General features: G+C 63.1%; 20 protein-coding genes. 5 read left to right on the forward strand and 15 right to left on the reverse strand.

The window, feature by feature from the left end; all coding sequences use genetic code 11:
• Positions 1-86: 86 nt before the first annotated feature.
• The 3 genes from HCO70_RS10025 to HCO70_RS10035 all read right to left on the reverse strand — a co-directional run bounded on the left by HCO70_RS10025 (position 87) and on the right by HCO70_RS10035 (position 3,203).
• A complete protein-coding gene (locus HCO70_RS10025; RefSeq protein ID WP_172295472.1) occupies positions 87-953 on the reverse strand; it encodes a carbohydrate ABC transporter permease in 867 nt (288 codons plus the stop codon).
• Entirely contained in the window at positions 950-1,858 is a 909-nt protein-coding gene (locus tag HCO70_RS10030) for a carbohydrate ABC transporter permease (RefSeq protein WP_216665319.1), read from the reverse strand. The genes HCO70_RS10025 and HCO70_RS10030 overlap by 4 nt, the downstream gene beginning before the upstream one ends.
• A 64-nt stretch (positions 1,859-1,922) precedes the next feature.
• Positions 1,923-3,203, reverse strand: coding sequence for an ABC transporter substrate-binding protein (locus HCO70_RS10035; protein WP_172295476.1), 1,281 nt, complete (start codon positions 3,201-3,203; stop codon positions 1,923-1,925).
• A 340-nt stretch (positions 3,204-3,543) separates the two neighbouring features.
• Here HCO70_RS10035 and HCO70_RS10040 point away from each other — a divergent pair, with 340 nt between their 5' ends.
• Genes HCO70_RS10040 through HCO70_RS10060 form a run of 5 tightly spaced genes read left to right on the forward strand, consistent with a single transcriptional unit; the run spans position 3,544 to position 11,202 of the window.
• Positions 3,544-5,058, forward strand: a complete 1,515-nt coding sequence (locus tag HCO70_RS10040; RefSeq protein WP_172295478.1) for a M81 family metallopeptidase — start codon at positions 3,544-3,546, stop codon at positions 5,056-5,058.
• A gap of 37 nt (positions 5,059-5,095) precedes the next feature.
• On the forward strand, positions 5,096-6,277 hold the full coding sequence (locus HCO70_RS10045) for an MFS transporter (RefSeq protein WP_216665320.1): 1,182 nt from the start codon (positions 5,096-5,098) through the stop codon (positions 6,275-6,277).
• On the forward strand, positions 6,274-7,701 hold the full coding sequence (locus HCO70_RS10050; protein ID WP_172295482.1) for an MFS transporter: 1,428 nt from the start codon (positions 6,274-6,276) through the stop codon (positions 7,699-7,701). Before HCO70_RS10045 ends, HCO70_RS10050 begins: the two co-directional genes overlap by 4 nt.
• A 2-nt stretch (positions 7,702-7,703) precedes the next feature.
• A complete protein-coding gene (locus HCO70_RS10055; protein ID WP_172295484.1) occupies positions 7,704-9,194 on the forward strand; it encodes a M81 family metallopeptidase in 1,491 nt (496 codons plus the stop codon).
• A complete protein-coding gene (locus tag HCO70_RS10060; protein ID WP_172295486.1) occupies positions 9,187-11,202 on the forward strand; it encodes a GMC family oxidoreductase in 2,016 nt (671 codons plus the stop codon). Before HCO70_RS10055 ends, HCO70_RS10060 begins: the two co-directional genes overlap by 8 nt.
• Here HCO70_RS10060 and HCO70_RS10065 read toward each other — a convergent pair.
• The 12 genes from HCO70_RS10065 to HCO70_RS10120 all read right to left on the reverse strand — a co-directional run bounded on the left by HCO70_RS10065 (position 11,193) and on the right by HCO70_RS10120 (position 26,179).
• On the reverse strand, positions 11,193-12,656 hold the full coding sequence (locus HCO70_RS10065) for a PAS domain-containing sensor histidine kinase (protein ID WP_172295488.1): 1,464 nt from the start codon (positions 12,654-12,656) through the stop codon (positions 11,193-11,195). The two genes, HCO70_RS10060 and HCO70_RS10065, sit on opposite strands and share 10 nt — an antisense overlap.
• Before the next feature lie 171 nt (positions 12,657-12,827).
• Positions 12,828-14,489, reverse strand: a complete 1,662-nt coding sequence (locus HCO70_RS10070; RefSeq protein ID WP_216665321.1) for an amidohydrolase — start codon at positions 14,487-14,489, stop codon at positions 12,828-12,830.
• Between the two features lie 3 nt (positions 14,490-14,492).
• On the reverse strand, positions 14,493-15,725 hold the full coding sequence (locus HCO70_RS10075; RefSeq protein WP_172295490.1) for a serine hydrolase: 1,233 nt from the start codon (positions 15,723-15,725) through the stop codon (positions 14,493-14,495).
• Between the two features lie 60 nt (positions 15,726-15,785).
• Complete coding sequence (locus tag HCO70_RS10080) at positions 15,786-16,817, reverse strand: extracellular solute-binding protein (RefSeq protein ID WP_172295492.1); 1,032 nt, start codon at positions 16,815-16,817, stop codon at positions 15,786-15,788.
• Between the two features lie 23 nt (positions 16,818-16,840).
• Entirely contained in the window at positions 16,841-17,695 is an 855-nt protein-coding gene (locus HCO70_RS10085; RefSeq protein ID WP_172295494.1) for an ABC transporter permease, read from the reverse strand.
• Positions 17,688-18,614: an ABC transporter permease gene (locus tag HCO70_RS10090; RefSeq protein ID WP_172295496.1), complete on the reverse strand. Its 927-nt coding sequence runs from the start codon at positions 18,612-18,614 to the stop codon at positions 17,688-17,690. The genes HCO70_RS10085 and HCO70_RS10090 overlap by 8 nt, the downstream gene beginning before the upstream one ends.
• On the reverse strand, positions 18,611-19,717 hold the full coding sequence (locus HCO70_RS10095) for an ABC transporter ATP-binding protein (protein ID WP_172296240.1): 1,107 nt from the start codon (positions 19,715-19,717) through the stop codon (positions 18,611-18,613). The genes HCO70_RS10090 and HCO70_RS10095 overlap by 4 nt, the downstream gene beginning before the upstream one ends.
• 100 nt (positions 19,718-19,817) lie before the next feature.
• The gene (locus HCO70_RS10100) at positions 19,818-20,609 is read right to left on the reverse strand and encodes a helix-turn-helix transcriptional regulator (protein WP_172295498.1); all 792 of its coding nucleotides are present in this window, start codon (positions 20,607-20,609) and stop codon (positions 19,818-19,820) included.
• Positions 20,610-20,774: 165 nt separating this feature from the next.
• Positions 20,775-22,604 (reverse strand): ABC transporter ATP-binding protein, encoded by a 1,830-nt coding sequence (locus tag HCO70_RS10105; protein ID WP_172295500.1) that lies wholly within the window; start codon positions 22,602-22,604, stop codon positions 20,775-20,777.
• 1 nt (position 22,605) lies between these two features.
• Positions 22,606-23,535 (reverse strand): ABC transporter permease subunit, encoded by a 930-nt coding sequence (locus tag HCO70_RS10110; RefSeq protein ID WP_172295502.1) that lies wholly within the window; start codon positions 23,533-23,535, stop codon positions 22,606-22,608.
• Between the two features lie 10 nt (positions 23,536-23,545).
• Entirely contained in the window at positions 23,546-24,469 is a 924-nt protein-coding gene (oppB, locus tag HCO70_RS10115; protein ID WP_172295504.1) for an oligopeptide ABC transporter permease OppB, read from the reverse strand.
• An 81-nt stretch (positions 24,470-24,550) separates the two neighbouring features.
• Positions 24,551-26,179, reverse strand: coding sequence for a peptide ABC transporter substrate-binding protein (locus HCO70_RS10120; RefSeq protein ID WP_172295506.1), 1,629 nt, complete (start codon positions 26,177-26,179; stop codon positions 24,551-24,553).
• Positions 26,180-26,527: the final 348 nt, after the last annotated feature.

Here is a 26,527-nt window from a genome sequence, read left to right on the forward strand (position 1 = left end):
TGGCCGCGGAAACATAGAAAATGGCCGGGAAGAGAGCCGGCCATTTTCAGTTGCCCGGCTGTGACGCCGGGCCGGGAGAGACCTGATTATTTGGAACTGCCTCCCAGCAGCCCGCGGGTGAATGCCTTCTGGAACACGAGGAAGACGGCCATCACCGGGATGATCGAGATCACCGTGGCCGCCATCAGCGGGCCCTCGTCCACCTCCATGCCGCCGATCAACGTATAGAGCGCCACCGGTGTCGGCTGTGTGTTCGGACTGTTGGTAAGCGTCAGACCGAAGAACAGGTCATTCCAGACCGACCGGCTCTGGATAATTGCGAGCGCCGCGATGCCAGAGATCGAGGCCGGCATCAGGATCTTCCAGAAATAGCTGAAGGCGGTACAACCATCAATCTGCGCCGCCTCGAACATCGAAGACGGAATGGTCGTGAAGAAGTTGCGCAGGAAGAAGGTGCAGAACGGGATGCCAAAGGCGAGGTGCACGAGCCACAGGCCTGGGATCGTGTTGTAGAGCCCCAGCGCCCGCATCATCATGAAGAGAGGGATCTGCACTACCTGCTGCGGCACCAGCATGCCCGCGAGAAGGAACAGGAAAACGATCCTGTCGCCCTTGAACCGCACCTGCGACAGCGGATAGGCCGCCATGGCGCCGATCAGGATCGACAGCACCACGGACGGTCCTGTAATCAGGACCGAGTTCCACAGCGACCGCCCGATCCGGTCCCACCCGGCGACGTAGTTCGCCCATTCGATCTGTGTCGGAAGGGCCAGCACCTGCTGGATGTCGGCCGGTGTCTTCAGACTGGCGTTCAGGACCACCAGCAGCGGCATCATGTACACGATGGCAAGCAGCGTCAGCGCGACGTAGCGAAGGCCACGGGTGACCTGTTTGCGGGTCAGGCCGGACATCCGGGACGCGGCGACGGGGTGGGTGTCGGTGGTCACGCTCATTCCTTCACCTCATCGACCTGACGGGTCATGTGATAGATGTACGGCATCACCACGATCGAGGCGACGACCAGCAGGACAAAGGCGACGGCGGCGCCTTGTCCCAGTTTGAACATAACGAAGGACGTCTCGTACATTTCGACAGCGAGCACCGAGGATGACCGGTAGGGGCCACCCTGTGTCATCGCCCAGACGAGATCGAAGATCTTCATCGAGTCGACGGCCGCAATGCCCAGCACGACGATGGTCGAGGGCCAGAGCAGCGGCAGCTTGATCTTGAAGAGGATGGTCCAGAACTTCGCGCCGTCGATGCGGGCGGCTTCGATCAGTTCCGTGGGCAGCGCGCGCAGGCCGCCGAAATAGATCAGGAAGGTGAAACCGCTCCACGCCCAGAGCGCGGCACCCATGATCGAATAGGTATTTATCGACGGGTCACCCAGCCAGTTGGGCGCGTCGAACCCCAGCGCCTCGACGAATTGGGTCATCACGCCGTTGGACGGCTTGTACATCCAGCGCCAGGCCGAGGCGACGGCCACGGTGGTGATCGTGAAGGGGATGAAGAAGATCGTGCGGAACACGACCGATCCCCTGAGTTCCGCATCCAGCAGTAGCGCCAGTGCCAGCCCGGTAACGGTTGGGAGCGTCAGGTAGAAAACCAGCCATTTCAGGTTATTGAAGAACGCGTTTCGGAACCGGGGTTCGCCCAGCAGTTCCCAGTAATTTTCCAGCCCGATGTATTCTGGCGGCGAGAACCCGTCCCATTCGAAGAAGGACAGCCGGAAGGTCTCAATCGTCGGGTAGATGTAGGCGGCCACGTATAGAACCGCCGGGACCATGAGGAAGATGAAATAGGTCATCCGGTCGCGCTGGCGGAACGGGATCGCTGCGAGTGGGTTCAGTGTGGTCACGGGGAGTCGGGCTCCGAAAGAAAGGATGCCGGCAGCCGCGCGTTGCGCGGCTGCCGGTACAGGATCAGAAAGTACCGAATTCGCCGGCTTCGTACATTTCCTTACGCATCTCTTCGAGGCGCGCGAGCTCTTCATCGAAGGCTGCCCGGTCTTTGGTCGCGCCGAAGCGGGTAAAGGCGTTTCCGAGGTCTTCCTTGAAACCCGACGGCATCAGCACATAAAGGTTCGGCAGCACGATCGCGTCTTCGGAAACGAGCTTGTCGTATTCCATTTTGGCGATCGGATCGTAGAACGACGGATCTATCTCGTTGCTGGGCGCGATGGAACCTTTCGCCGCGTTGAATGCCTGTTGTGCCTCTGGCGAAGCGGCCGCGGCGGCGAATTTCATGCCGAGGTCGGTTTCCTCGCCCTTAAGCACAACGATCACGTCTGACTGGAAGATGGTGACGTTCTGAAGGCTCGGCGCCGGAAAGAAGCTGTATTCCTCGTTCGGCGTCCAGCCCCGCTGACGCATATAGCCCGAGGCCCAGTCGCCCATGTTGTACATCGCGACTTCGCCGGCCATCAGGCGGTCGAGCCCGTCCGACCAGACGCCCCCGGTCCATTCATCATCGAAGTATTTGACGAAATGTGCCTCGAACAGGTCCACCGCTTCCACGAAGCGCGGATCGTCCAACGGCATCATGCCGCCGACAAATTCCCAGTACCCGTCGGCTCCCGCCGCGTCGAACAGGGCAGCGTAGAACTGATAGATGGTCCATGCAGCCGAGCCACCACCGGAAGTCAGCGCGACATAGCCGTTTTCCTCGAGCGTCGTGGCGACCTCGTCCCATTCCTCCCATGTCGTGGGCACTTCCAGCCCGAGCTCCTCGAAGATCCCCTTGTTGTACCAGGTGTTGCCCAGCATGCTCATCGCGAAGGGCAGACCGTATTTCTCGTCGCCGTAAGAAATCACCTGGATCAGACCCTCGGGGAAGATCTCGTCACCGTTGATTTGTTCCCAGGCCTCGGTCAGAGGCACCAGGCGGCCGCTCTGGGCGAGCTGGTTCAGCTCCAGCCCGGCGGAGACCTGATAGGCCATCGGCGGCACGCCCCCCATCAGCGACACCTGCACCTGCTGGCGCAGGCCGGCCGAGCCGCCCGGCACGACGCGGTGCGTGAACTCTTCGTCGATTTTGCTTTTGGCGACTTCCATCATGCCTTCGACGCCTTCAAGCTCGCCGCCGGCCCCCAGGTAGTGCCAGAATTCCTTGACTTGCTGCGCCGACACCGGTCCAGCCAGCGCGGTCGACGCAAGCGCAGCGGCAGCCAAACCCGTGCGCAATTTTGCGAATACTCCGTTCATTTCCATACCTCTCCTGCGGTGCTGAGATCACTCTCGCGGATGAAATCAATTTATTCCGATTTCACAAAAAAATAAAAAATGGATACCGTCACGAGTCAATCTTTCTCTGAGCGGCGCCGGGAGATTCGTAAAAATGCCTGAAAAATGGTCAAAATCTAACCTGGAGGCGACCCTGCGCCAAAAAAAAACGCGGCGATCTGGGCTAATTTTGACGGGATTAAAGAATAATACCGAATTTCCCGCATGGTGCGACTGGTCCGCTTGACGGCGAACGGTAGCGCCGACAGACTTTTATCCGACCACCAGAAAAACATATCGCAACGCCAGAAAGGATGCACCGATGACATCGAAGCGCATAGCCGTGCTCGGGTTCAGACATGAAGCCATGATCGCCTGCCCGTTCCTGACCGATGAAAGCACGACGATGACATGGTACCTTGATGAGTTGCTCGACGTGCCCGTGACGACCCTGACAGGTGTCTTCGACACGATCGCGGCGGAAGACGGTTTCGAAGCGGTGCCACTTCTGTTCTGCCGCACCCTGCCCGGAGGCGGGTTCGAACGCGGACTATACGAAAAGATGAAGGGCGACTCGCTAAACCTGCTGAAAGAGCACGGCCTCTTTGATGGAGTCCTTGTCCTGAACCACGGTGCGGGAGAAACGGACGGGCTGGGTGTGCATGCCGATACCGATTACATCGTCGCGGTCCGCGAGGTGGTCGGCCCGGACATCCCGATTACGGTACCTTTCGACCACCACGGGCAGGTCACACAGGAACTGCTCGACGCCATCGACGCGATGGCCTGCCTGCGCACCGCGCCGCACCGGGACAATTACGAGACCAGCGTCCGCGCGACGAAACAGCTCATCGACATCATGAAGACCGGCCGCAAACCGAAGAAGGCTGCGGTGCATATCCCGATGATGATCCCTGGCGAGAAATGCATGACCGATTACGCCCCCGCAAAGGACCTGTTCGGCATGCTGCCCGACTACGACGCCCTGCCCGGCGTGACCGAGGCGCATATCTTCGTGGGCTTTGGCTGGAACGACTTGCCGTGGTGCGGGATGAAGGCCGTTGTCACCCATGAAACGAGTGAGGAAGAGGCGCTGCGCCTGGCGCGCGAGATCGCTGACAAGGTCTGGGCCCGGCGAAAGGAATTCGGGCTGAAGATGCCCACTGCTGGCGTGCGCGAGGGGCTGGAGCAGGCCGCAGCTGCGCCGGAGAAGATAATCTACCTCGCCGATTCTGGCGACAACACCACCTGCGGCGCTGGTGGCGACCTGACATTCGTGCTGCAGGAAGCCATCGACCTGGACATGCAAGACATCATCATCGGTGGCATCTATGCGCCAGACCTCGTCGACCAGTGCATCGCGGCAGGCGTGGACAGCGAGGTGACTCTGGAGCTTGGCCACCACATCTCTGCCCGCAAGCAGATCAAGACGGTGACGGCGAAGGTTCTGGCGAGCGGCGATGCCGTGGACACATCCGCTTACACCAACCTGCGCGGCAACGACTCGCCCTGGGCCAAGGTGCAGATCGGCGGCGTCATCGCCACCTTCCATTCCGCGCGCGTCTCTTTCACCGGGCCGGGACATTTCGAGGCGGTGGGCGTCGATCCGACCGCGCACAAGATCTACGTGGTCAAGGTCGGCTACCTGCATCCGCAGCAGGAAGACATCATGAACCGCAACATTTGCCTTCTGTCCGAAGGCGTCGGCGCGCTGGATTTCACCCTGCTGGAATACAGCAAGGTCAAACGCCCCTGCTTCCCGATGGACGGAGACATGGAGTGGAGCTCGATCGAAGGCGTATTCGAGGGCAACAAGGGGCTGCTCGCCACCGCCTGACGCAGGTTTCGCCGTGTTCCAGTCACCTCCCAGCGGGATGCTGTCACGCATCCCGCACCTCTACCGCGTATCGGCGTTCTATTTCTGGCTGATGGGGACGACGGCGCTGGCCACGCCGTATCTTGCCATCTGGCTCAGCGGGCGGGGCCTGACCGAACAGCAGATCGGTTTCGTCAACGCCGCGCCCTTCGCCGCGGTGCTGGCCTTCAACCTGATCGTCGGCCGCGTGGCCGACCTGCTGTTCACCTGGCGCACCACCATCGTCGCCGGGGTTACGGTCGCAGCGTTAACGCCACTTGGCCTGCTTTTCGCGGATCGCTTTTGGATCTTCGCCCTGTGCTGGCTCCTGGTGTTGCTGCCTGTGCACGTGACGATCCCCGTCACCGATGCGGCCAGCGCGCGGATCGCGCGGCGCGAGGGCCGCAGCTATGCGGATATCCGCGTCTGGGCCACCATCGGCCACATGCTGATCACAGCCGGGTCCGGCTTCGTGATCGGCGCCTTCGGCATCGCGGCATTCCTGCCGCTGCTGTTCCTGATCTCGGGCATGCGCCTGCTGACCGGGCTTGCCCTGCCAGAGATGCGGCGGGCGGAAACGGCCGGGCCGGAGACCGGGGCGCCGCCGCCCGCCGGTATGGCACAGTTCCGCCGCGCTTGGTTCGTGCTGCCCTTGCTGGCCGCCGCCACGATCAACGCCTCGCACCTGATGCAGAATGCCTTCGGCGCTCTCTACTGGGCGCAGGCGGGGCTAAGCAGCGGGCAGATCGGGTTGCTCTGGGCAACGGCGACGGCCTCCGAGATCGTACTGATGTTCAGCTTCGGCAAGCTATCCCGGCTCGCCTCGGCGCGCTGGATGCTGGCCGCCGCGGGGATTGTCGCCGCAATCCGCTGGGCCGGATTGGCGCTGGAACCAGGATTCTGGGTTCTGGCCGGGCTGCAGGTGCTGCACATGTTCTCGTTCGGCCTAAGTTACCTCGCCACCATCGCCTTCGTGGTGAACTGGACGGATGACGCGGTGGCCGCGCGCGCGCAAAGCATCGTTTCGGTGATGCGTCAGTCAATGGCCGCCGTGGTGCTGATCGGCTTCGGCGCCCTCGCCGAACGCGCAGGCGCCTCTGCCTATTTCGCCGCATCGGCGTTGAGCCTTGTTGCGGTGGCACTGGTGCTTGGGTCGCTCTGGCTGATGCCGCCGAACCGGCTGGAACGGACGCCCGCATGACCACGACGACAGAGAGCCAGCTAAATCGCACCAAGCCGCAGGCAGAGGGTAACCCCTACTGGCGCCGTGCCGCGCTGGTGCTTGGCATCTGTTTCCTGATGGAACAGCTCGATACCGGCGCAGTGATGGTCGCAATCCCGGAAATGGCGCGCGAATTCGGCGAGGCGCCGGCGCGGATGGGGCTGGTGATCACGTCCTACATGCTGACGCTGGCCGTGTTCATCCCGATCAGCGGCTGGGTCGCCGACCGATACGGTGCAAAGCGCGTGTTCCTTTGCGCCGTCTGCGCCTATATGGCCGGCTCGCTATGTTCGGCCGCCGCCGGAACGCTGGGCCAACTGATCGCCGCGCGGATGCTGCAGGGCGTGGCCACATCGATGATGGCGCCGGTCGGGCGGCTGATGCTGTTGCGCAGTGTGTCTCGCGCCGATATCGTCCGCGGTATCACCCTGATGTCGACGCCCGCCATGATCGGCCCGGTGGTGGGGCCACTGATTGGCGGGCTGGCGGTCAGCTTCGGCTCCTGGCGCTGGATCTTCCTGATGAACCTGCCGATCAGCCTGTTCCTGCTGGTCGCAGCGGCGCGGGTGCTGCATCCCCAGCCGCCGCAGAAGGTCGGGCGCCTGGACCTTCTGGGATTCCTTCTTTGCGGCCTTGCCCTTCTGGGGGCGCAGGCGGCGGCAGAGAACCTCGGCGGCGCGTTCCTTCCCGCCTGGCTCGGCTGGAGCGCGGCGGGCGTAGCGGTAGCCGCAGGGGCCGCCTACTTCGCCCATACGCGGCGCGTGACGCGCCCGGTGCTGAGGCTTGGCCTGTTCCGCTATCGCAGCTTCCGCATCGGGGTTATCGCAGGTGGGCTTGGCCGCATCGGCTTGACCGGCATCGTGTTCCTTTTGCAGCTTCAGCTTCAGGTCGGCTTCGGACTCGCGCCGCACATCGCCGGCGGGCTGGTGTTCATCCTCGGCCTCGGCTCGCTGCTGGCCAAGCTGTTCACCGCGCGCATCTTCGCCTGGCTGGGCTTTCGACGTGCGCTGATCCTGAACAGCCTGATCGCCGGGGCGCTGACCGCGTCGCTGGCGCTGCTGACGCCTGCGACGCCACAGGTCATCATATTGATGCTGCTGCTGATCATCGGCAGCGTCCGGTCGTGGCACTACAACGGCAGCAACGCACTGAGCTATGCAGAGCTGCCGAAACGGCGGCAGACCGAGGGCGTGACGCTCGGCAGCGTGCTGCAGCAGCTTACAATGGCGCTTGGCGTGACCCTGTCGGCGATCCTCGTGGCGTGGATCGGCGACGACGGCGGCTACGCGACGGGCTTCATCGTTCTGGGGCTGTTTCCCGCGGCGGCGGCGCTCGGGTTCCTTCGCCTGACGCCGACGGACGGGCTGGAAGCCAGCGGACGATCCAAAAGCGAAAGGTCCTGACGATGCGCATCGCGATCACCGGAATATCCATAGAGATGATGCTGTCCTCGCCGCTGCCGACAGAGTCCAAAGACCTGCAGGCCTATTCCGCCGAGGAAATGTGGTCGCAGGACCTCTGGATGATACGCGGCATGCTGGCCCGCTTGGACGAAGAACCAGATGTGGAGCCGGTGCCGCTGTCCTGGACCACGGCGCTGCCGGGCGGCTCAATGACCGCCGAATCCTATGCCGGGGTGAAGGCGCAGGTGCTGGATGGAATGGCGGCGCAGGGGCCGTTCGACGGTGTGCTGCTGGCCAATCACGGCGCACTGGAGGTGGCAGGTCTGGGCCGCGATGCCGATACCGATTTCGTCGAAGCGATCCGCGCGGCTGTGGGGCCGGATATCCCGATCGGCGTCTCGCTCGACCTGCACGGCGACATGACCGAGGGACTGCTACGCGCGGGAACCGTGTTCTCGGTTCTGCGCACCGCACCACATCGCGACGATGCAGAAACCGGGCGTCGGGCTGCGGATCAGTTGCTGCAGGTCATCCGCACCGGGATCCGGCCCGCAAAAGCCGCGGTGAAGATCCCTATCCTTGTTCCCGGCGAAACGGCCGTGACCGCCCTGCCCCCGGCGCGACAGCTCTATGGATGCCTGCCGGACTATGACAGCGTTCCGGGCATGATGGAGGCCAATATCCTGCTCGGCTTTGCCTGGAACGACCGTCCGTGGACCTCCGTAACTGCTTTCGCGGTGAGCGAAGGCGATGCAGAACTGGCAAATGCTCAGGCGCTCGATCTCGCCCGGCGGATCTGGGCGGAACGCGCCGAGTTCCGGCTGCGGATGGAGACCGCCGGACTGTCCGAGGGATTGGAACTCGCAGCAGGTTCCGCTGCGCGCCCGGTCTTCGTTTCGGATTCCGGCGACAACACGACAGCTGGCGCGCCGGGTGACCTTACAACGGTACTGCAGGCGGCTCTCGATGCCGGCCTGGCAAACACCGTCGTCGCCGGTATCACCGCGCCGGAAACCGTCCGGAAACTGAGCGCTGCGGGCCCTGGCGCAACAGTCGAACTGGACCTTGGTTCAGAGCATGTTTCCGCTCCCGCCACACACCGAACCGTACGCGCAGAGGTGATCGCTGCAGCACCGGAACTGGAACTTGGCGGCTTCCAGCCCTACCGCTCGCGCGAGGGCGCGTGGGCCGTAGCCCGGATTGGTGGCATCCTCGCCACCTTCCACGACTCACCGGTCGGCATCACAACGCCCGCGCATTTCCGCGCCATGGGCATCGACCCGGAAGCGCATGATATCTACGTGGTCAAACTCGGCTACCTGCACCCGCAGCTCGAGGATGTCGCCGCTCGCCATATCCTTCTAACCAGCCCCGGATGCTCCGCTCTGGACCTGTCTGCACTGGAGTGGAGCAAGATCGACCGCCCGATGTGGCCGCTGGACACAGAGGACGACTGGGACGCCGCAACCGCGCTATACGTCTGCGATGGATGACCTGCTGCGTCAGATCTGCGATGCCATCGCCCCGGACCCGGACGGCGGAGCAATTGCTGCGGGCGCCCTGCCATATGTCGAAAACTGCCTCGCAGAAGACGACGGCACGGTCCGCAACGGGATCGAGCGTCTCCGCGGTATTGCGGATGGGGACCTGCGCGGGCACTTGCACGAGGTAGAAGACGAACCTTGGTTCCGGCAGCTATCCGAATGGGTGGCCGAGGGCATTTATGCCGACCCCGGAAACGGCGGGAACCGCGACGGTCGTGGCTGGGCATGGATCGGGTTCTCCGATCCGCGCGGAACGGTTGAAGCACCTCGCACTACACCACCTCCTGCCCCGGCACTGACCCGCGACCGCCAGTTCGTCGATGTGATCGTCGTCGGTGCAGGCGCAGGTGGAACCGTCTGCGCGGCGGAGCTGGCTCTGAACGGGAAGCAGGTGCTGCTGATCGAACGCGGCGACTGGCTGACGCCGCAGGACGATCCGCGCGACCATCTGCGCAATCACCGCAATCCGCGCTACGGTCATAACACCGGGCCGGACGACAGCGACGGCGCGCGGGTCTTAATTGGCCCGGACGGCGCGGCGCGGGAGTTTGCCCCGCACGAGCCGGGCTATTCCAACAATGCCGCCTGCGTCGGTGGCGGCACCTTCGTCTACGGCGCCCAGGCCTGGCGGTTCCATCCCGACGATTTTCGCATGGCCTCCCGCTATGGCACGCCGGAGGGATCCTCGCTGGCCGACTGGCCGTTCGGTTATGAAGAGATGGAGCGCTGGTATGCGCGGGCGGAGGCCGAGATCGGCGTGGCGGGTCCGTCCGGTCGTCTGCCGCACGAACCGTTTCGTTCAGCCGACCTGCCGATGCCGCCTGTCCCGCAATATGAAAGCGCGCGGGTACTCAGTGAAGGTGCCCGAAGGTTGGGGATCGGGACCTTCGTTCCTCCACTGGCCGTCAACACCGTCCCCCGACAGGACCGGCCCGCCTGTATCGAATGCGCAACCTGCGTCGGGTTTCCCTGCCCGGTGGATGCCAAGAACGGGACCCAGAACACAGTCCTGCCGCGAGCACTCGCTACGGGAAACCTGACGCTCGCCACCAGAACTGTCGTCCAGCGGCTGCAAACCGACAGCGCCGGAACGGTCACCGGGGTTTCCGTGGTTCGCGAGGGCCTCAACGGCCCGGAAGAATTGACGATCAATGCGGAAACCGTGGTTCTCGCCGCCGGCGCAATCGAGACCGCGCGCCTGCTGCTGCTCTCCGCTTCCGGACGCGAACCGGAAGGGCTCGGCAACGGTGCCGGGCTAGTCGGGCGAAACCTGCAGGGACATACCTATCCCACAGTCTACGGCCGTTTTGACACGCAGGCGCACCCGGATCGCGGGCCCGGTGTCAGCATCGCCACGACAGAATGGACGCATGGCAATCCCGGCGTGATCGGCGGCGCGATGATGGCCGACGACTTCATCATGGTACCTGCGCAGTTCTGGCGGCAGGCGCTGCCGCCGCGCCTGAAACACTGGGGCGCCGAGCCACACGCCTTCATGCATGACAACTACCGCCGTGTGACGCAGGTGAAGGGTCCGGTGCAAGAGATCCCGTCGCCCGCCTGCAGGGTGGAACTGGACCCGAATGTCCGGGACAAGTGGGGTCGCCCGGTGGCCCGGCTCTCCGGCGTGGTGCATCCGGAAACCACACGGACGGCGGCGTACCTGCTCGACCGCGCGCGGGACTGGTTGCTGGCGTCCGACGCACGGGAAACATGGGGAGAGGTCCCGAAACCAAAGCTTTCGGCATACCAGCATCAGGCGGGCACCTGCCGTATCGGCAAGTCGCCTGAAACATCTGTCTGCACGCCAGAGGGGCGCGTCTGGGGCCATGAAAACCTGTGGATCGCCGATGCCTCGCTGCATCCGACGAATGGCGCATTCAACCCGGTTCTGACGATCATGGCGATGGGGTTTCGCACCGCGTCCCTCATCGCGCCGCGGCTTTCTCAGGTATGATTACGGCGCTTGCCATCTGACTCGTCCGCCGATGCCATGGCGCCCCCGTCCGGACGCGGCAGGCAGATCGTGATGCAGGTGCCTTCGTTGAGGGTGCTCTCCGCCCGCACCGTCCAGCCATGCGCCTCGACGATGGCCTTGACGATGCTAAGGCCCAGCCCGGTACCCTCGCCGCTGCGCTTGGTCCGGTTCCTCGCCTGCGAGAAGCGTTCAAACAGGCCGCCAAGTTCCTCTTCGGAGATCCCGACACCATAGTCGCGCACAGCAATGTCATAGCCGTTCTCGACCGGGTTGAGAGACACGACAATCCGTCCACCTGCGTTGGAGAACTTCATCGCATTGGAAAACAGGTTGCCGAAAACCTGCTGGATCCGGCCGGAATCGAAATCGACCATTACCGCCTCGTCACAGCCCTCTATGACATACTCGACATCGAACCGGGCGGCACCGGCGGAATTGGCTTCGACAGCTTCGCGGATCACGGCGCATATGTCGCTGTTCTGTATGTTGAACTCCATCCGACCGGCGGCGAATTTCTCGATATCGAGGATGTCGTTCACGATCAGGACCAGATTGTCGGCGTTCCGCTGCGCGATCTCGACCATCTCGCGCACCTTGTCGGGCAGTTCCCCACAGGCCCCGGCGAGCAACAGACCCATGGCACCCTTGACCGAAGTCAGCGGCGAACGGAGCTCGTGGCTGACGGTGGCCACCAGTTCGCTCTTTACACGCTCAGCCTCCATCCGTGCGCTGATATTGTGGAAAATCGCGACATACCGGGCCGAGCCAGCCTCAGGAGTGACGAGCTGAACCGTGACGGAATGCGGTTCGCTGAAAATGTCGGTCTCCAGGTCAATCCGCGTCGCATTGCCGTCGACAAGCGGCTGCACGATCTCGTTGAACCGTTCGAGCGTAATACGCTCGTTGACGTCCGCGAGCGAGCGGCTGGCATATTCCTGTCCCGTCCAGCCAAGCTGGCTCGCCGCCGCTTCGTTCATGTAGATGAACCGATGGGTTGCCGCATCGATGACGAAAACGAGATCGGCAATCCGGTGGACGACAGAGGTCATTTCCCGGTCAGTCGTGGCAATCTTCACGTCGGTGACGTCGGTCCGCACCGAGATGGCGCCAAGGAACTGGCCGTCGGGCCCCAGGTAGGGATAAACCGTCGTCTGTGTCCACCTAAGGGAGCCGTCCTTGCAGCGCAGACGCGTTTCGCCATCCCAGGATTCGCCCTTTTCCATTGCCTGCCGAATCGCTGTCGCGATCGGTGCGGCATTCGGCGGGTGCAGGATCTTGGCGTCCTTCCCAATCAGGTCGTCGCGGTCATAGCCGGTAATTTGCAGCAGCTTGTCGTTTACATCCACCAGTACGTGGTGTTCGTCGGAATAAGTGACGATGCAGTGCTTGTTCAGTACGGTCCGATCAAGATCTGGATGCTTGCGGTCAGGCACTTGCTACGCTCCTCAGCCTACCACCATTGGTAGCACGTACTGTGACCAATTCACCCGCATTTTTGCGGTTCGTTAGGTGTTCCTCTCAGCCGGGGTGCGATTGTTGCGGGCCGCACCAGAAAATTTGGACACCGGGGTCCGCTGTTCGCGACCTAGCGAAACCGGGTGATTCTACCCGGTGCCGTGATAGGTCACGGCACCGCCGCAGATCGTGGTGCGGATCCGCATCCCGCCAATATCGGACGACGGAATGCCGGTGATATCACCGTCCAGAATGACGATATCGGCAAGCTTGCCTTCGCGCAGCGAGCCCTTTTTTGCCTCGGTCTGCTCTGCCTTGGCTCCGCCGATGGTGTAGCCTGCCAGCGCCGCCTCAAGCTTGAAGCGATGGTCGGGAACATCCGCAACCCAGGCCTCGCGGGTGACGGCGGCGTGCAGACCGACCATCACCGAGACATCGGCCACGGGCCAGTCGGAAGCGAGCGCAATCAGGGCACCGCTTCCGGCGAGACGCTGCCACGCGAACGCATCCTTCCAGCGGTCTCGGCCGATATTTGTAAGCGTCGGTTCCAGCGGCAGCCCGGCGCATCCCGGTGCGTGGGCTGGCTGGATCGAAGCGGTGACGCCCAACTCAGCGAGACGATCGAAATCCTCGGGCGCCACGAGTTCCAGATGCTCGATCCGATGCCGGATCTCGCTGCCATTGGCCGCACGGGCGGCGGCGATGCCATCGAGGGTGCGTGCAATGGCAGCATCGCCGATGGCGTGGACGGCGATCTGAAGGCCCAGGGCATCGACCCTCGTGGCGAGGTCCGCAAAGCGCTCGGCCGTGAAGCGACCGGTCGACCGGTGCCCCGGCCGCCCAGGATAGTCGTTCGTCATGAAGGCGGTGCCGCTGTCGATCACGCCATCCATGAAGAACTTCACGAACCCGCAGGACAGCCAGTCGTCGTTCCACCGCTTGTTCATCAGACGCGCGGTCTCGAGCTCTCCAACCTCCATATCGGGCACGAAATGGAACGGCACCCGGACCCGCACGTTCAACTCGCCACGACTGCGCAGTTCCTCAAGTAGTTCCAGCGTGTAAACGTTGCCATCCATGTTCACGATCGAGGTGATGCCCTGCGCGGCGCAGTGATCAAGCCCGCGTTTCAGATGCGCGAGATCCTCCTCGCGCTCTGCATCAGTCGGCGCCGGATCAGGATCGCGGCCGGTATTGAGGCCCAGCATCATCCGTTCCTGCCCGCCCAGACACATGACCGGCTCATAGGCCTGCGGCTCGTAGAGCGCGCCGGTGGCAAGGCCATCCGGACCCATGACGACCTCGTGCCCGGGATCCGTCTCCATCCCGTTCAGGATTCCGGCAGCATCTAATGCGGCGGTATTGGCCCAGACCGTATGGTGATCGTGCCCCACAAGCGCCAATGGCCGGTCCGGCAGAATGATGTCGAGCAGAACGCGCGGCAGAGTATCTCCGAAAACCCCGTAATCGGGCGACTGGCAGACCACCAGCGGCAGGTCGGGGCGCGACGCCGCGTAGTCGCGGATCAGCCCGCGCATCCGGTCCGGGTCGGCACAATTGTCGAGATGGAGATTGCCCAACTCCGCCCCGCCAATGAACAGGTGCATGTGGCTTTCGATGAACCCCGGCAGGACGGTAGCGCCATTCGCATCAATTCGGTCCGTCTCGGGACCGGCGAGCGCTTCGATCTCAAGGTTCGAGCCGACAGCGAGGATCCGGTCGTCCGCGATGGCGATGGCCTCGGCATTGGGCATGCAGCTGTCCATCGTCAGGACGGCGCCGTTGACGATGATCCTGTCGGCGATGGTCATATGTTACGGGGCTCCGGTCAGGGCGTCGCGTATGGTGTCGATGGCGCGGAAGGTCTTGCGGCTGAGCGCCGGCATCAGGAAATCCGGCCATGTCGACAGCTTGGCGACGACCATGTCGCTTTCCGGATCGACATAGATCAACTGGCCGAAAACGCCAACGGCGCAAATATCGCCGCGGTCGGCGTCGCGGATCCACCAGAAACGGCGGTAGGCGCCGTTGGGATAGTTCAGCGACCACGGCTCGCCGAACACCGAATGGTCGCCCTGCCGCATCGCGTCAATCCAGGCTTCGGGCACGATCTGATCGTCCCCCGCCCTCCCCCGGTTCAGTACCAGCAGCCCGATCCGGGCATAGTCGCGCAGCGTTGCATTAAAGCCGCCATCGGCCAGCGCGGTACCGGCAGTATCGACAGTGAAATAGGCATCGCGACCGGCGCCGATCCTCTGCCAGATGCGGTGGCTCAGCAGCGGCGCCAGCGCCTCACCGGTGGCACGTTCCACCGCCCAGGCAACCATGTCGGTCTCGATGGAGCGATAGTCGAAAACGCCGCCATGCTCGCGGATCTGCGGCAGCGTCAGGATCACGTCGCGGATCGTCGTCTGCGCCTCGCCGGGGCCGTGCGGCCGCCAGCCGGCGGCAATGTCGATCCGCGTCATGTCGCTGCCCGGCGTGTTGTAATCCTCCGTAAACCGTACACCTGAGCGCATATCCAGCACCTGGTCCAGCGTAGCGCTTCCATACCCACAGGCGGCAAGCTCCGGGACCAGATCTGCCAAAGGCGCGTCCAGATCCAGCAGTCCGTCGCCATGGATCACCCCGGCAAGCAGGCCGACCACCGACTTCGCCACCGATTGCGACAGGTGCAGCGCCTCCGGCGCCATGCCGTTGAAATAGCGTTCATAAACGACGCACCCGCGATGCATCACCAGGAAGCCGTCGCTGTAAGTGTCCGCCAGAACGCGCGCCAGCGGCACAGTCTCGCCCTCCAATGCGACCGGCAGGTCGTCCAGCGGCTCGGGCGCCTCCGGCAAGGTGCCTTCAGGGCCGTAGCCGCGGAACACGTCGACCGAGGGGATCAAGCTGCGGACGTTCTGGAAGCTCCAGCGATTGAACGGCGGCAGGTCCCAGTTTTCCAGTGTCGGACGCTTCTCGGGTGGCGGCGGAAAGCCTTCCATGATGCCGAGCTGGCGTGCCGTCTTCGGCGCGCCGCGCGGAGGCAGCGTCGTGTTGGCCATCAGACTGTCCTTAAGAGGGAACAACGGCGCGCGGAACTTAGCCCCGCGCGCCGGAAACGATTACTGCTTCAGACGCGTCCAGACGCGGTTGTAGAGATCGACGACCTCCTGCGGGCAAGGCGTCACGAAATCCGGGGTCGGCGCGCCGTCGGGCATGACGATCTCGGGCGCGTCCAGCATCTCGGCATCCATGAATTCTTCCGAGCCCGTGATACCATTGGCATAGCGCGCGAAGTTAGAGGTCATCGCGGCGTTCTCCGGGTCCATCATGAAGTTGATGAACAGCTTCGCGTTCTCCAGGTTCGGCGCGCCTTTCAGGACGGCGACGTTGTCCATCCAGCCGGTGAAGCCTTCCTTCGGATAGGCGTATTTCAGCGTCGGACGCTGGGCGCGGGCGCGCATCGCAGCACCATTCCAGGTCTGCGACAGATCAACATCGCCAGAGGTCAGCTTTTCGATGGTGGAATAATCCATCGTGCGCCAGTCCTCCTTGGCCGCCAGCAGCAGTTCGAGAACCTCGCGCATCTCGTCCTCATTGCCGTTGCAGCGGCCGTAGCCCAGGTAACGGAGACCCGCATTGATCACGTCGTTCATGTCGTTGAGCATGTTGATGCGGCCCTTCAGCTCGTCGGGCGCGTCGAACATAAGGGCCAGCGTGTCGATGTCGCCGCCATAGACTTCGGTATCGACGGTGAAGGACGTGGTGCCCCACTGATAGGGGATCGAGTAGTTCCGGCCCGGATCCCACCAGACATCGACCCAGTCGGGATCGACATTGCCGAAATTCTCCATTTCGTTCGGCTTTACCTCTTCCAGAAGGTCCTGCTCGATCATCACCTTGATCATGTAATCGCCCGGCACGACGATGTCGTAGCCGGTGTTCCCGGCCTGCACCTTGGCGAGCATGGTCTCGTTCGAGTCGTAGCCGTCGAGATTGACGGTAACGTCGTTCTCGGCCTCGAACTTCTCGATCATCTCGGGGCTGGTGTAATTACCCCAGTTGTAGATGTTCAGTTCGCCTTCGGCATTGGCAGCCACGGCGACGAACGCAAACGCCGAAGCGGCAGCTGCGATGCGGATGGTTGGTTTCATGGTTCTTCTCTCCTGTTGAGCCGTCATTTTTCCATGCGCCGCTGCACCAGGAAGAGCAGGGCGACCAGAAGCACCGAGACCCCGACGAGAATCGTCGAGACGGCATTGATCTCGGGCGTGATACCGCGGCGGATGGCGCCGAGGATGTAAATGGGAAGCGTGGTTTCACCCGGGCCAGCGACCATCAGCGTGATGATGACATCGTCGAGCGAAACGACGAAGGCCAGCATCGCGCCGGCCACGATGCCGGGCATCAGTAGTGGTAGCGTGATGTACCGGAACGCCTGCAGCGGCGTCGCGTAAAGGTCGGCGCCGGCCTGTTCCAGCGTCAGAGTCATGTCCTCCAGCCGGGCTCGGATCGGCATGAAGGCGAAGGGAATGCAGAACGCCGTATGCGCCGCCATCAGATAGCCGATCCCCGTGATCCCGGTGACGTATTTCACCAGCGAGAACAGCGATAGCGTCGCGATGGCGGTGACGATCTCGGGGATCATCAGCGGTTGGTTGATGATCGCATAGGCCAGCCCCTGCCCCTTGAACGCAGCCGCGCGGGTCGTCGCCAGCGCGGCCATGGTGGCGGCGATGGTGGACAGGATCGTCGCGACCAGCGCGACCTTCACCGAAACCCAGGCGGCATTCCGGATACCTTCGTTCTCCAGCGCCGCCTGGTACCAGCGCAGCGAGAACTCGGTCCATTTCACCACCGACCGGTTGTCGTTGAAGGAGAACACGATCAGCACGATCAGCGGCAGGTACAGCGCCACGATGCAGGCCCAGGCAATGGCCTTGAACCCGGGCATCGCCTTCAGGTCGCGGGCTTTCAGTTTCCGTGCGCGCGCCGCCGGGGCAGCATCGTGAGTGGTGGCGAGGTCAGCCATGAGCCTTGGCCTCCCTCCCGGCAGCGCGCGCGTAGACCAGCAGCACGATCACGACCAGCGCCATCAGGATCAGCGCCGCCGCCGATCCGAAGGGCCAGTTTCTCGAGGATCCGAACTGGATCGCGATCATGTTGCCAATCATGAGTTTCTTGCCGCCGCCCAGCAGTTCCGGCGTGATGTAGGCGCCGAGACCAGGAATGAAGACCAGCACACAGCCCGCGATGATGCCGGGCTTCGCGAGCGGTGCGATGACGTGGCTCAGGACCTTCCAGCGGCTGGCGTACAGGTCGTATCCGGCCTCGACCAGACGGAAATCAAGCTTCTCCAGGCTGGCGTAAAGCGGCAGCACCATGAAGGGCAGATAGGTATAGATCAGGCCGATGAAGACGGCGGTGTCGGTATAGAGGATCGAGAGCGGATGGTTGATGATCCTCAGGTTCATCAGGGTCAGGTTGATGAAGCCCTCGTCCCGAATGATCAGCAGCATCGCATAGGTCCGGATCAGGATGTTGGTCCAGAACGGCAGCGTGATCAGGAACAGCCAGAAGGTGCGTTGCTGGCGGGGTTTGGTCGCGATGAAATAGGCGGTCGGGAATCCCAGGATAAGCGTTCCGATCATCGCACCAAAGGCCAGCCCGATGGAGCGCAGGAAGATCTGCAGGTAAGCAGGGTTGAAGGCCAGCGTGCCGTCGAAGATGTCCTCCTCGAACAGGAACTGGACATAGGCGGCGGTCGAGAATTCCCAGGTGACGCCGCCGTAGGTGCCCGGCGTCAGGAACGAATACACCACCGTGATACCAAGCGGCAGAATGCTGATCAGCAGGATGATCAGGACCGCCGGGCCCAGCAGGCCCAGCCGCGCGTTGCGGGCGCGCCGTCCCGCCTCGGCATGGGCGGCGGAGAGCTGCGCGCCGCTCATTCGAGCACCCGGGCGCGGCCCGGCTGCAGCGCGATCCCGAGCACACTGCCCGTACTCAGATCATACGCATCCAGCGCGCCGGAGTGGCGCAGAACGAATTCCTCGCCCGACCCCAACCGCAGATGCAGATAGCTGGCGGCGCCGAAATACACGACGTTCTCCAGCGTACCGGATAACGCCGCGGTTTCGTCCGGGCCGGCAAGCCGCGCAGCCTCCGGCCGGATGGCAAGCGCCACGTCGCCGCTGCCGTCAACGCCTTCAGGTACCCGCGCCTCGATCACCGCGCCGTCCTTCAGGCGGACCTGCGCAGTCCGGCCTTCGGACGAAACCACCGAGCCTTCCAGAATGTTGATGTCGCCAATGAAGTCCGCGACGAAGCGGTGCGTCGGACGCTCGTAGATATCCGTCGGCGCGCCGATCTGAAGGATCTCGCCCGCACGCATCACCGCGATGCGGTCGGACATGGTCAGCGCCTCTTCCTGGTCGTGGGTGACGAAGACAAAGGTGATGCCGGTTTCGGCCTGCAGGCTTTTCAGCTCGATCTGCATGTTCTTGCGCAGCTTCAGGTCCAGCGCGGCCAGCGGTTCGTCCAGTAGCAGCACCTTCGGCTCCGGCGCCAGCGCGCGGGCCAGCGCCACCCGCTGCTGCTGACCGCCGGAAAGCTGGTCGGTACGGCGATTGGCCATCGCCTCAAGCTGCACCAGCGCCAGCATCCGCTTCACCCGCTTGTCGATGTCGCCGCCCGAGCGACCCAGCATCTTGAGGCCAAAGCCGATATTCTCTGCCACGGTCATGTGCGGGAACAAGGCGTAGGACTGGAACACCGTATTCACCGGCCGCTTGTGCGGCGGCAGCGCAGTGATGTCCTGCCCGTCAAGCTGGATGATGCCGCTGGTCGGCAACTCGAACCCGGCAATCATCCGCAGAAGCGTGGTCTTGCCGCAGCCCGACGGGCCGAGCAGCGTGAAGAACTCGTTTTCGCGGATGTCGATGTCCACGTCCTTCAGCGCGTGGACGGCGAATTCGCCGGTTCCGAAGGTCTTCACCAGCGAGCGCGCGCTGATCGCCACATTGCGCCGGTTTTCGGCACCGGCCTTTTCCATCGTCTGTGTCGCCACGCGTTCCCCGTCGTTTTCCAAAGGCTAGGAGCCACCGCCAAGCCGCGTAAATACCCCGAAGGGGATATATTCCCGCGCATTAACCTTAGGGCATGACCGAGCCGAGGAAACTCGCGAGCAACTCGGACTGCGAAGAAATCCGCAACTTGCGGTAAAGATTCTTGCGATGGATCTTCACCGTGCCCTCGGACGTACCGGTTCGCGCAGCGATTGAGCGCGAGGAATGGCCGCGCAGGATAAGCGTTGCGACCTCCTGTTCCCGGGCTGTCAGAACCCCGTCACCAAAGCAGTCCATCGCCGCGGAAATCGAACTGCCGACGTCAATCTGGGCCGGCTCCTGTGTGGGTCGGTCGAAATGCTTCCGGACGAGCGCCGAAATCACGTCGAGGTCGCGTCGGATCAGCGCGAGTTCGCGCGTGGCGAAGTGGCTGCCATTCCCCGGACGGCCGACCGAGACGAAGACCGCGCTGTCGCGCGGCATGCCGATCAGGATCGCAAGCTCGTCGCCAAGGTCGATGGTGCCGTAATAGTGCTTGTAATAGGTGGACCGCCGGAAATGGTCCGGCGCCACGTCCCGCAGGCGCATCACGCAGTTCGTCGCCCCCTGCCGGAACGCATCGTAGATGGGATCAAGCAGGTAGGCGCTGTCGAGGTACTGGTCGACGACCGCGCGGCGCCGTTCGGCGCGGACCGTGTCGAAGATGTGCTCCGGTTTCCGGTCGCGGTGGATGTGGGTCAGAAGCGCGCCGGTAAAGGGCACGACGGCGTCGAGCTGGCGCAGAAGGGCCGGGAAGAAATCGGCGGAATGCAGTGCCGTAATGGCTTCGGCAGGCTGGAACGCCGCTGCGGGTGCGCGCTTGGACGATGGCTGGCCCATCTGTCGGGGAAACCTTTTCCGGCCTATCGGCCGTGCCGCTAAATCACTGTGGCGAGGTTACGAATCCGCCGGTTCGGGCGCAATGTCCTCTGCGCAGATCCGCGCGGATTTCTCCGGTTTCGCCGGCGGCTGCACACTATTCAGCCGCCGGTCATACGGCCGTCCTCAGGCGGCTGACTGCTGCAGTTCCTGCTCGCCGGCGATGATCTCTTCCAGCGGGTCGTGTTCGGCCACCCAGTGACCCGGCGCGACCTCCTGCAGTTCGGGGACATAATCCACCTGCCCCGTCGCCAGCTTGCTGGGCAGGAACCGGAGTGCTGCCCGGGGATCAAGCGGCGACGGCAGATCGCCCGGCAGCCGGATGCGCTGGCGCGTGCGTTCCGCCACCGGGTCCGGGATCGGCACAGCCGAGATCAGCGACTTGGTGTATGGGTGCTGCGGGTGCTTCGTGATGGTCTCGCCATCGGCAAGCTCCACGATGCGGCCAAGGTAAAGCACCATGATCCGGTTCGAGATCGAGCGCACCACTGAAAGGTCATGGCTGATGAACAGCATCGACATGCCGAACTCGGCCTGCAGGTCTTTCAGCAGTTGCACGATCTGCGCCTGGATCGACACGTCGAGGGCAGAGACGGCCTCGTCGCAGATGATCAGCTTGGGCTTGTTGATCATGGCGCGGGCGATGCCGACACGCTGGTTCTGCCCGCCTGACAGTTCGTGCGGATAGCGGTTGTACATAGACGGGTCGAGGCCAACGCGCTCCATCATCTCCTGCACCACCTCCTTGCGCTCCCGCGTGGTCAGGTCGGGGCGGAAGGTCTTCAGCGGTTCAGCGATCGAGGCCGAGATCGTCATCCGCGGATCGAGCGAAGCCAGCGGATCCTGGAACACGATCTGCAGGTCCTTGCGAGCCTTGGTCATCTCGTTGCGGTCCAGATCGGTAAGCGGCTTGCCAAGCCAGCTGACAGAACCGGCGGTCGGCTCAATCAGCCGCAGAACCCCGCGCGCAAGCGTGGACTTGCCGCAGCCGGATTCGCCGACGATCCCCATGGTCTCGCCCTCAGCGAGGTCGAAGGTCACGCCGTTCACCGCCTTCAGCGGCACGTGGCGGCCGAACAGACCGCCTTCGACGCGGATGCCGAAATGCACCTTCATGTCGTTCACGCGCAGGATCGGCTTGGCATCGGGCTTCACGTCGTCCGGCGCATCGCCGGCATCGATGCGCGGCATCGCTTCCAGAAGCTTGCGGGTGTACTCATGCTGGGGGCGGGCAAAGATATCTTCGATATCGCCGCTTTCGACGAAGCCGCCAAGGCGCATCACCTCGATCCGGTCGCACATCCGGGCGACGACGCCCATGTCGTGGGTGATCAGCGCGACGGCCGTACCGTGCTCCTTCTGGAGCGCCGCGATCAGGTCGAGCACCTCGGCCTGCACAGTCACATCGAGCGCGGTAGTGGGCTCGTCGGCGATCAGCAGCTTGGGATCGCAGAGCATCGCCTGAGCGATCATCACCCGCTGGCGCATGCCGCCGGACAGTTCGTGCGGATATTGCTTCAGACGGCGGGCGGCCTCGGGGATGCGGACACGATCAAGCCAGTCGATGCACTGGCGCCGCGCCTCGTTGCCGGAGAGCCCGCGGTGGACCTTCAGGACCTCCGCCATCTGATCGCCGACACGCAGGTGCGGTGTAAGCGCGGTCAGCGGGTCCTGAAAGATCATGCCCACATCGGCGCCGCGCACCTTGTTGAGGCGGTTGATCGGCAGGTTCAGGATCTCCTTGCCCTGCAGCTGTACAGAACCGATCGTGACACCATTTGGAGGCAGCAGGCCCATCGCGGCCATGAACGTCTGGCTTTTGCCAGATCCGCTTTCCCCGACGATTCCAAGGCATTCGCCCGGCTCGATGTGGAACGAGACACCCTTGACGGCCTGCACGCGCCCGTCCGGCGTGTCGAAGCCCACTTTCAGGTCTTTGACGGTCAGAACGGACATGTCAGCGATCCTTCGGGTCGAGTGCGTCACGCAGGCCATCGCCGATGAAGAACATCGTGATGATGATGGTGACGTAGAAAAAGAGCGGGATGAGCAGCTGCCAGAGCGTGCCGTACGCCATGGTGCCGGCGCCCTCGGCGATCAGGCGACCGAGCGAGGTATTGGGTTCGGAAATGCCGAGGCCGAGGAACGAGATGAACGACTCGGCAAGGATCATCTCCGGCACCAGCAGCGAGGCGTAGACGATCACGACGCCCAGCAGGTTCGGCAGGATGTGCCGCACGATGATGGTTGGTTCCGACACGCCGCCGGCGCGGGCCGCCTCGATGAATTCGCGGGTCTTCAGCGTCAGGGTCTGACCGCGCACGATGCGGGACATGGTCAGCCATGACACCGCTCCGAGCGCTATGAAGAGCGTAACGAAGGAACGTCCCGCGATCACCAGGATCAGGATGATGACCAGGGTCAGCGGGATCGCCAGCAGGATATCGACGATGCGCATCATCACGCTGTCGAGCCGCCCCCCGTAGAAGCCGGCGATGATGCCATAGGCGGTGCCGACCAGCAGCGCCATGCCCGCGCCGATCAGGCCGACCAGCAGCGAGGTGCGGGTGGCCTGGATCACACGGCTGTAAAGGTCGCGGCCCAGTTCATCGAGGCCGAAGTAGTGGCCGTTCTCGATCGACGGGGCGCCCTGCCCTGCGATGTCGCCCATGCGCGCCCAGTCGATTTCCTCATTCGACCATTGCGCGAAGAACGGGCCGAAGATCACGAACAGAACGATGAGGCCCAGTACGAACACACTGGCCATCGCGGCCTTGTTGCGCAGGAACCTGTCGCGGGCATCGCGCAGCAGCGACCGGCCGCGCACGGCTGTGAAATCGGTGATGTCGGAGGCGAGCGCCTCTGCTTTTTCGGATCTGCCAAACATGGCCGCCCCCTCAATACCGGATCTTCGGATCGAACCAGGCATAAGCCAGGTCGGTCAGAAGGTTCACGAAGATGGTCAGCGCGCCGTAGAGGATCGTGACCCCCAGAAGCACCGCGTAGTCGCGGGTCAGCGCGGAATTGACATAGGACTGCCCGAGCCCGCCGGTGGAGAAATAGAGGTCGACGAAGACCGAGCCGGTCAGCACGTAGACGAAAACGGGGCCGAGATACGAGATCACCGGCAGCAGCGTCGGCTTCATCGCATGGCGCCAGATTACCGTGCGCTGCGGTAGGCCCTTGGCCCGCGCGGTGCGGATGAAGTTGGAGTTCATCACCTCAAGCATCGACGACCGCGTGATCCGGGTGATGTTCCCGATATATGAGGTCGCCAGCGCGATAACCGGCATGATCAGGTACTGCCACTGCCCGCCGTTCCAGCCGCCGCCCGGCAACAGGCCCAGCCACAGTGTGAAGGTCAGGATCAGGATCGGACCCATGATGAAGTTCGGCAGCGCCTGTGCGGCGATACCCAGCGACACGGCCGTATAGTCGATCCAGCTGTTGTGCTTGATCGCGGCTGCGATCCCGAGGCTGATGCCGGCAATCGTCGCCACAAGGAAGGACAGCGAACCGTAGGTCAGCGAGATCGGGAAACCCTGCGCGATGATATCGTTCACGTCCCGGTCCTTGAACTTGAAGGACGGGCCGAAATCGAAATGCAGGATGATGTTCGTCATGTAGTCCCAGAGCTGCACGAGCAGCGGCTGGTCAAGACCGTAGCGCGCTTCGATATTCGCCAGCACGGCCGGCGGCAGCGGGCGTTCAGAGGTGAATGGTCCCCCGGGCGCGAGATGCATCAGGAAGAACGACGCGACAATCAGCAAGAGCAGCGTCGGCACCGCGACCATGACGCGTCGGATGATGTAGGCAAACATGGCAATGCCACCAAATTATTATCGCCGCCCCACGCTGGAACGCGTGGGGCGGGATAATGGTTCAGTTGTAGTTAGGTTGGGTTACTCGGCAATCTTGTACAGATTCTTCGAGTACCAGTTCTGCTCGACGTTGTTCACCGGCCAGTTACCGACGTCGCTGTCCATCATGTAGACACCGGCGTAGTGGTAGATCGGGATGACCGGCATTTCCTCGGCAAGGATCTGTTCAGCCGAGGTGTAGAGAGGCGTCGTGTCCTCTGCGGTCTTGGCAGCTTCGAGCAGGCTGTCATATTCCTCATTGGAATATTTTCCGTCGTTATAGCCTGACTGGCTGTCGAGCAGGTCGAGGAAGGTGGAGGCTTCGTTGTAGTCGCCGCACCATGCGCCGCGGGCCAGTTCGAAGTTCTGGTTGCCGCGCTCTTCGAGGAAGACCTTCCACTCCATGTTGGCCAGCTCGACCTCGGCACCGAGTTTCTGCTTCCACATCTGGGACAGCGCCACGGCGATCTTCTCGTGCGCTTCCGAGGTGTTGTAGACCAGCGAGAAGGACAACGGGTTGTCCGAACCATAGCCGGCCTCGGCCAGCAGTTCGGTCGCCATCGCGTCACGGTCGGCCTGGGTCATCTCGGCCATCGGAACGGTCGGCGGGGTGAACCCGGCGACGGCCTCAGGAGTGAAGGTGTAGGCTTCGGGCTGACCGCCCGCGAGGATGTTCTCGACGATGATCTTGCGATCGACGGCAAGCGCCAGTGCCTTACGCACGTTCACGTCCTTGAAGGCCTCGGGGCCGGAATCCGACAGGTTGAACGTGTAATAGTAGTTGCAGAGGCGCGGGAACGAGATCGCCTCGTCCGGATATTCCTCGTGCAGGCGCGGATACTGACCGGCCGGAACCTCGGTGCGATCAAGCTCGCCGGCAAGGTAACGCGTCAGGGCCACGTTCTCGTCGTTGATGACCAGGGCGACGACCTTGTCGATGATCGTGTTCTCGTTGTCCCAGTACATCTCGTTCCGCTCGCGCACGGAGCGTTCGTTCGGCAGGTGCTCGGTCAGGATGTAGGCGCCGTTAGAGACGATGTTCTCGGGCCGGGTCCATTCCTCGCCGAATTCCTCGATCACCTTCTGCGGCGACGGGAAAGTCGTGGCGTGGGTGGTCATGTAGGGGAAGTAGGGAAGCGGAGCGGTCAGCTTGACTTCCAGCGTGTGGTCGTCGACCGCGGTAACGCCCAGTTCCTCGGGGGCCATGTCGCCCGCAACGATTTCAGAGGCGTTCTCAAGCGACATCAGCTCGATGAACCACTGGTAGGGGGAGGCGAGCGCCGGATCGGCAGCGCGGCGCCAGGCGAAGACGAAATCGCCCGCAACAACCGGATCGCCGTTCGACCAGACGGCCTCGGGACGCAGGTGGAAGGTGTAGGTCAGCTTGTCTTCAGAGACGTCATAACCGGTGGCGACGCCGGGAACGAGTTCGCCGTTCTCGTCCTGGTTCATCAGGCCCTCGAACAGGTCGCGCACGATTTCCGAGCCGGACACATCCTCGACCACCTGCGGGTCGACAGAGCTGTGCTCGTCGAGAACGCGGTAGGTGAAGGTCTGGTCGTCCGCCAGCGGTTCGCCCGTGGTGGGATGTGTTCCGGCCGCGAAGGACGCACCGGTCATGACCGACGCCGACAGCACGGTCGTCAGCATGAGTTTCGTCATCTGTTTCATGTAAGGTCTCCCCTGGTTGGCGCCATTTCTGCCGGTTTGTTTCTCCGTTTGGCGCTGCCTAAGAATGGAGCGATTTTATAGAGACCGAATCTGCCAGCAACCAGATAGTGATATTACGCGACGTGCACGGCGGACGATTGCGCCAGATGCCGGATCACGGGCCGAATCCGATCCCAGGCGGACATTTCTGCGCAACTTTGTGCTGTTTTCTCCGAATCGGGTGCGACTTGGAGCGCCCTCCGCGCAGGCTCGAAATGCCTGCGCACGATCTTGTGAGGGGATTTTCCCTGAGCGGTATTGCCAAAGAACAAGGCATTTTGCCCGCCCGCCCGGTTGAAAGGAGCAAGA

The organism is Pseudoruegeria sp. HB172150 (genome assembly GCF_013184805.1).
Classification (GTDB): domain Bacteria; phylum Pseudomonadota; class Alphaproteobacteria; order Rhodobacterales; family Rhodobacteraceae; genus Psychromarinibacter.

What these genes read in the sequence shown, in the direction of transcription:
- oppB (WP_172295504.1), bottom strand. Translation starts at nt 24,469, where the DNA reads ATGTTTGCCTACATCATCCGACGCGTCATGGTCGCGGTGCCGACGCTG.
- HCO70_RS10035 (WP_172295476.1), bottom strand. Translation starts at nt 3,203, where the DNA reads ATGAACGGAGTATTCGCAAAATTGCGCACGGGTTTGGCTGCCGCTGCG.
- HCO70_RS10110 (WP_172295502.1), bottom strand. Translation starts at nt 23,535, where the DNA reads ATGTTTGGCAGATCCGAAAAAGCAGAGGCGCTCGCCTCCGACATCACC.
- HCO70_RS10120 (WP_172295506.1), bottom strand. Translation starts at nt 26,179, where the DNA reads ATGAAACAGATGACGAAACTCATGCTGACGACCGTGCTGTCGGCGTCG.
- HCO70_RS10055 (WP_172295484.1), top strand. Translation starts at nt 7,704, where the DNA reads ATGCGCATCGCGATCACCGGAATATCCATAGAGATGATGCTGTCCTCG.
- HCO70_RS10095 (WP_172296240.1), bottom strand. Translation starts at nt 19,717, where the DNA reads ATGGAAAAGGCCGGTGCCGAAAACCGGCGCAATGTGGCGATCAGCGCG.
- HCO70_RS10075 (WP_172295490.1), bottom strand. Translation starts at nt 15,725, where the DNA reads ATGGCCAACACGACGCTGCCTCCGCGCGGCGCGCCGAAGACGGCACGC.
- HCO70_RS10100 (WP_172295498.1), bottom strand. Translation starts at nt 20,609, where the DNA reads ATGGGCCAGCCATCGTCCAAGCGCGCACCCGCAGCGGCGTTCCAGCCT.
- HCO70_RS10090 (WP_172295496.1), bottom strand. Translation starts at nt 18,614, where the DNA reads ATGAGCGGCGCGCAGCTCTCCGCCGCCCATGCCGAGGCGGGACGGCGC.
- HCO70_RS10085 (WP_172295494.1), bottom strand. Translation starts at nt 17,695, where the DNA reads ATGGCTGACCTCGCCACCACTCACGATGCTGCCCCGGCGGCGCGCGCA.
- HCO70_RS10040 (WP_172295478.1), top strand. Translation starts at nt 3,544, where the DNA reads ATGACATCGAAGCGCATAGCCGTGCTCGGGTTCAGACATGAAGCCATG.
- HCO70_RS10070 (WP_216665321.1), bottom strand. Translation starts at nt 14,489, where the DNA reads ATGACCATCGCCGACAGGATCATCGTCAACGGCGCCGTCCTGACGATG.
- HCO70_RS10025 (WP_172295472.1), bottom strand. Translation starts at nt 953, where the DNA reads ATGAGCGTGACCACCGACACCCACCCCGTCGCCGCGTCCCGGATGTCC.
- HCO70_RS10050 (WP_172295482.1), top strand. Translation starts at nt 6,274, where the DNA reads ATGACCACGACGACAGAGAGCCAGCTAAATCGCACCAAGCCGCAGGCA.
- HCO70_RS10060 (WP_172295486.1), top strand. Translation starts at nt 9,187, where the DNA reads ATGGATGACCTGCTGCGTCAGATCTGCGATGCCATCGCCCCGGACCCG.
- HCO70_RS10045 (WP_216665320.1), top strand. Translation starts at nt 5,096, where the DNA reads ATGCTGTCACGCATCCCGCACCTCTACCGCGTATCGGCGTTCTATTTC.
- HCO70_RS10080 (WP_172295492.1), bottom strand. Translation starts at nt 16,817, where the DNA reads ATGAAACCAACCATCCGCATCGCAGCTGCCGCTTCGGCGTTTGCGTTC.
- HCO70_RS10105 (WP_172295500.1), bottom strand. Translation starts at nt 22,604, where the DNA reads ATGTCCGTTCTGACCGTCAAAGACCTGAAAGTGGGCTTCGACACGCCG.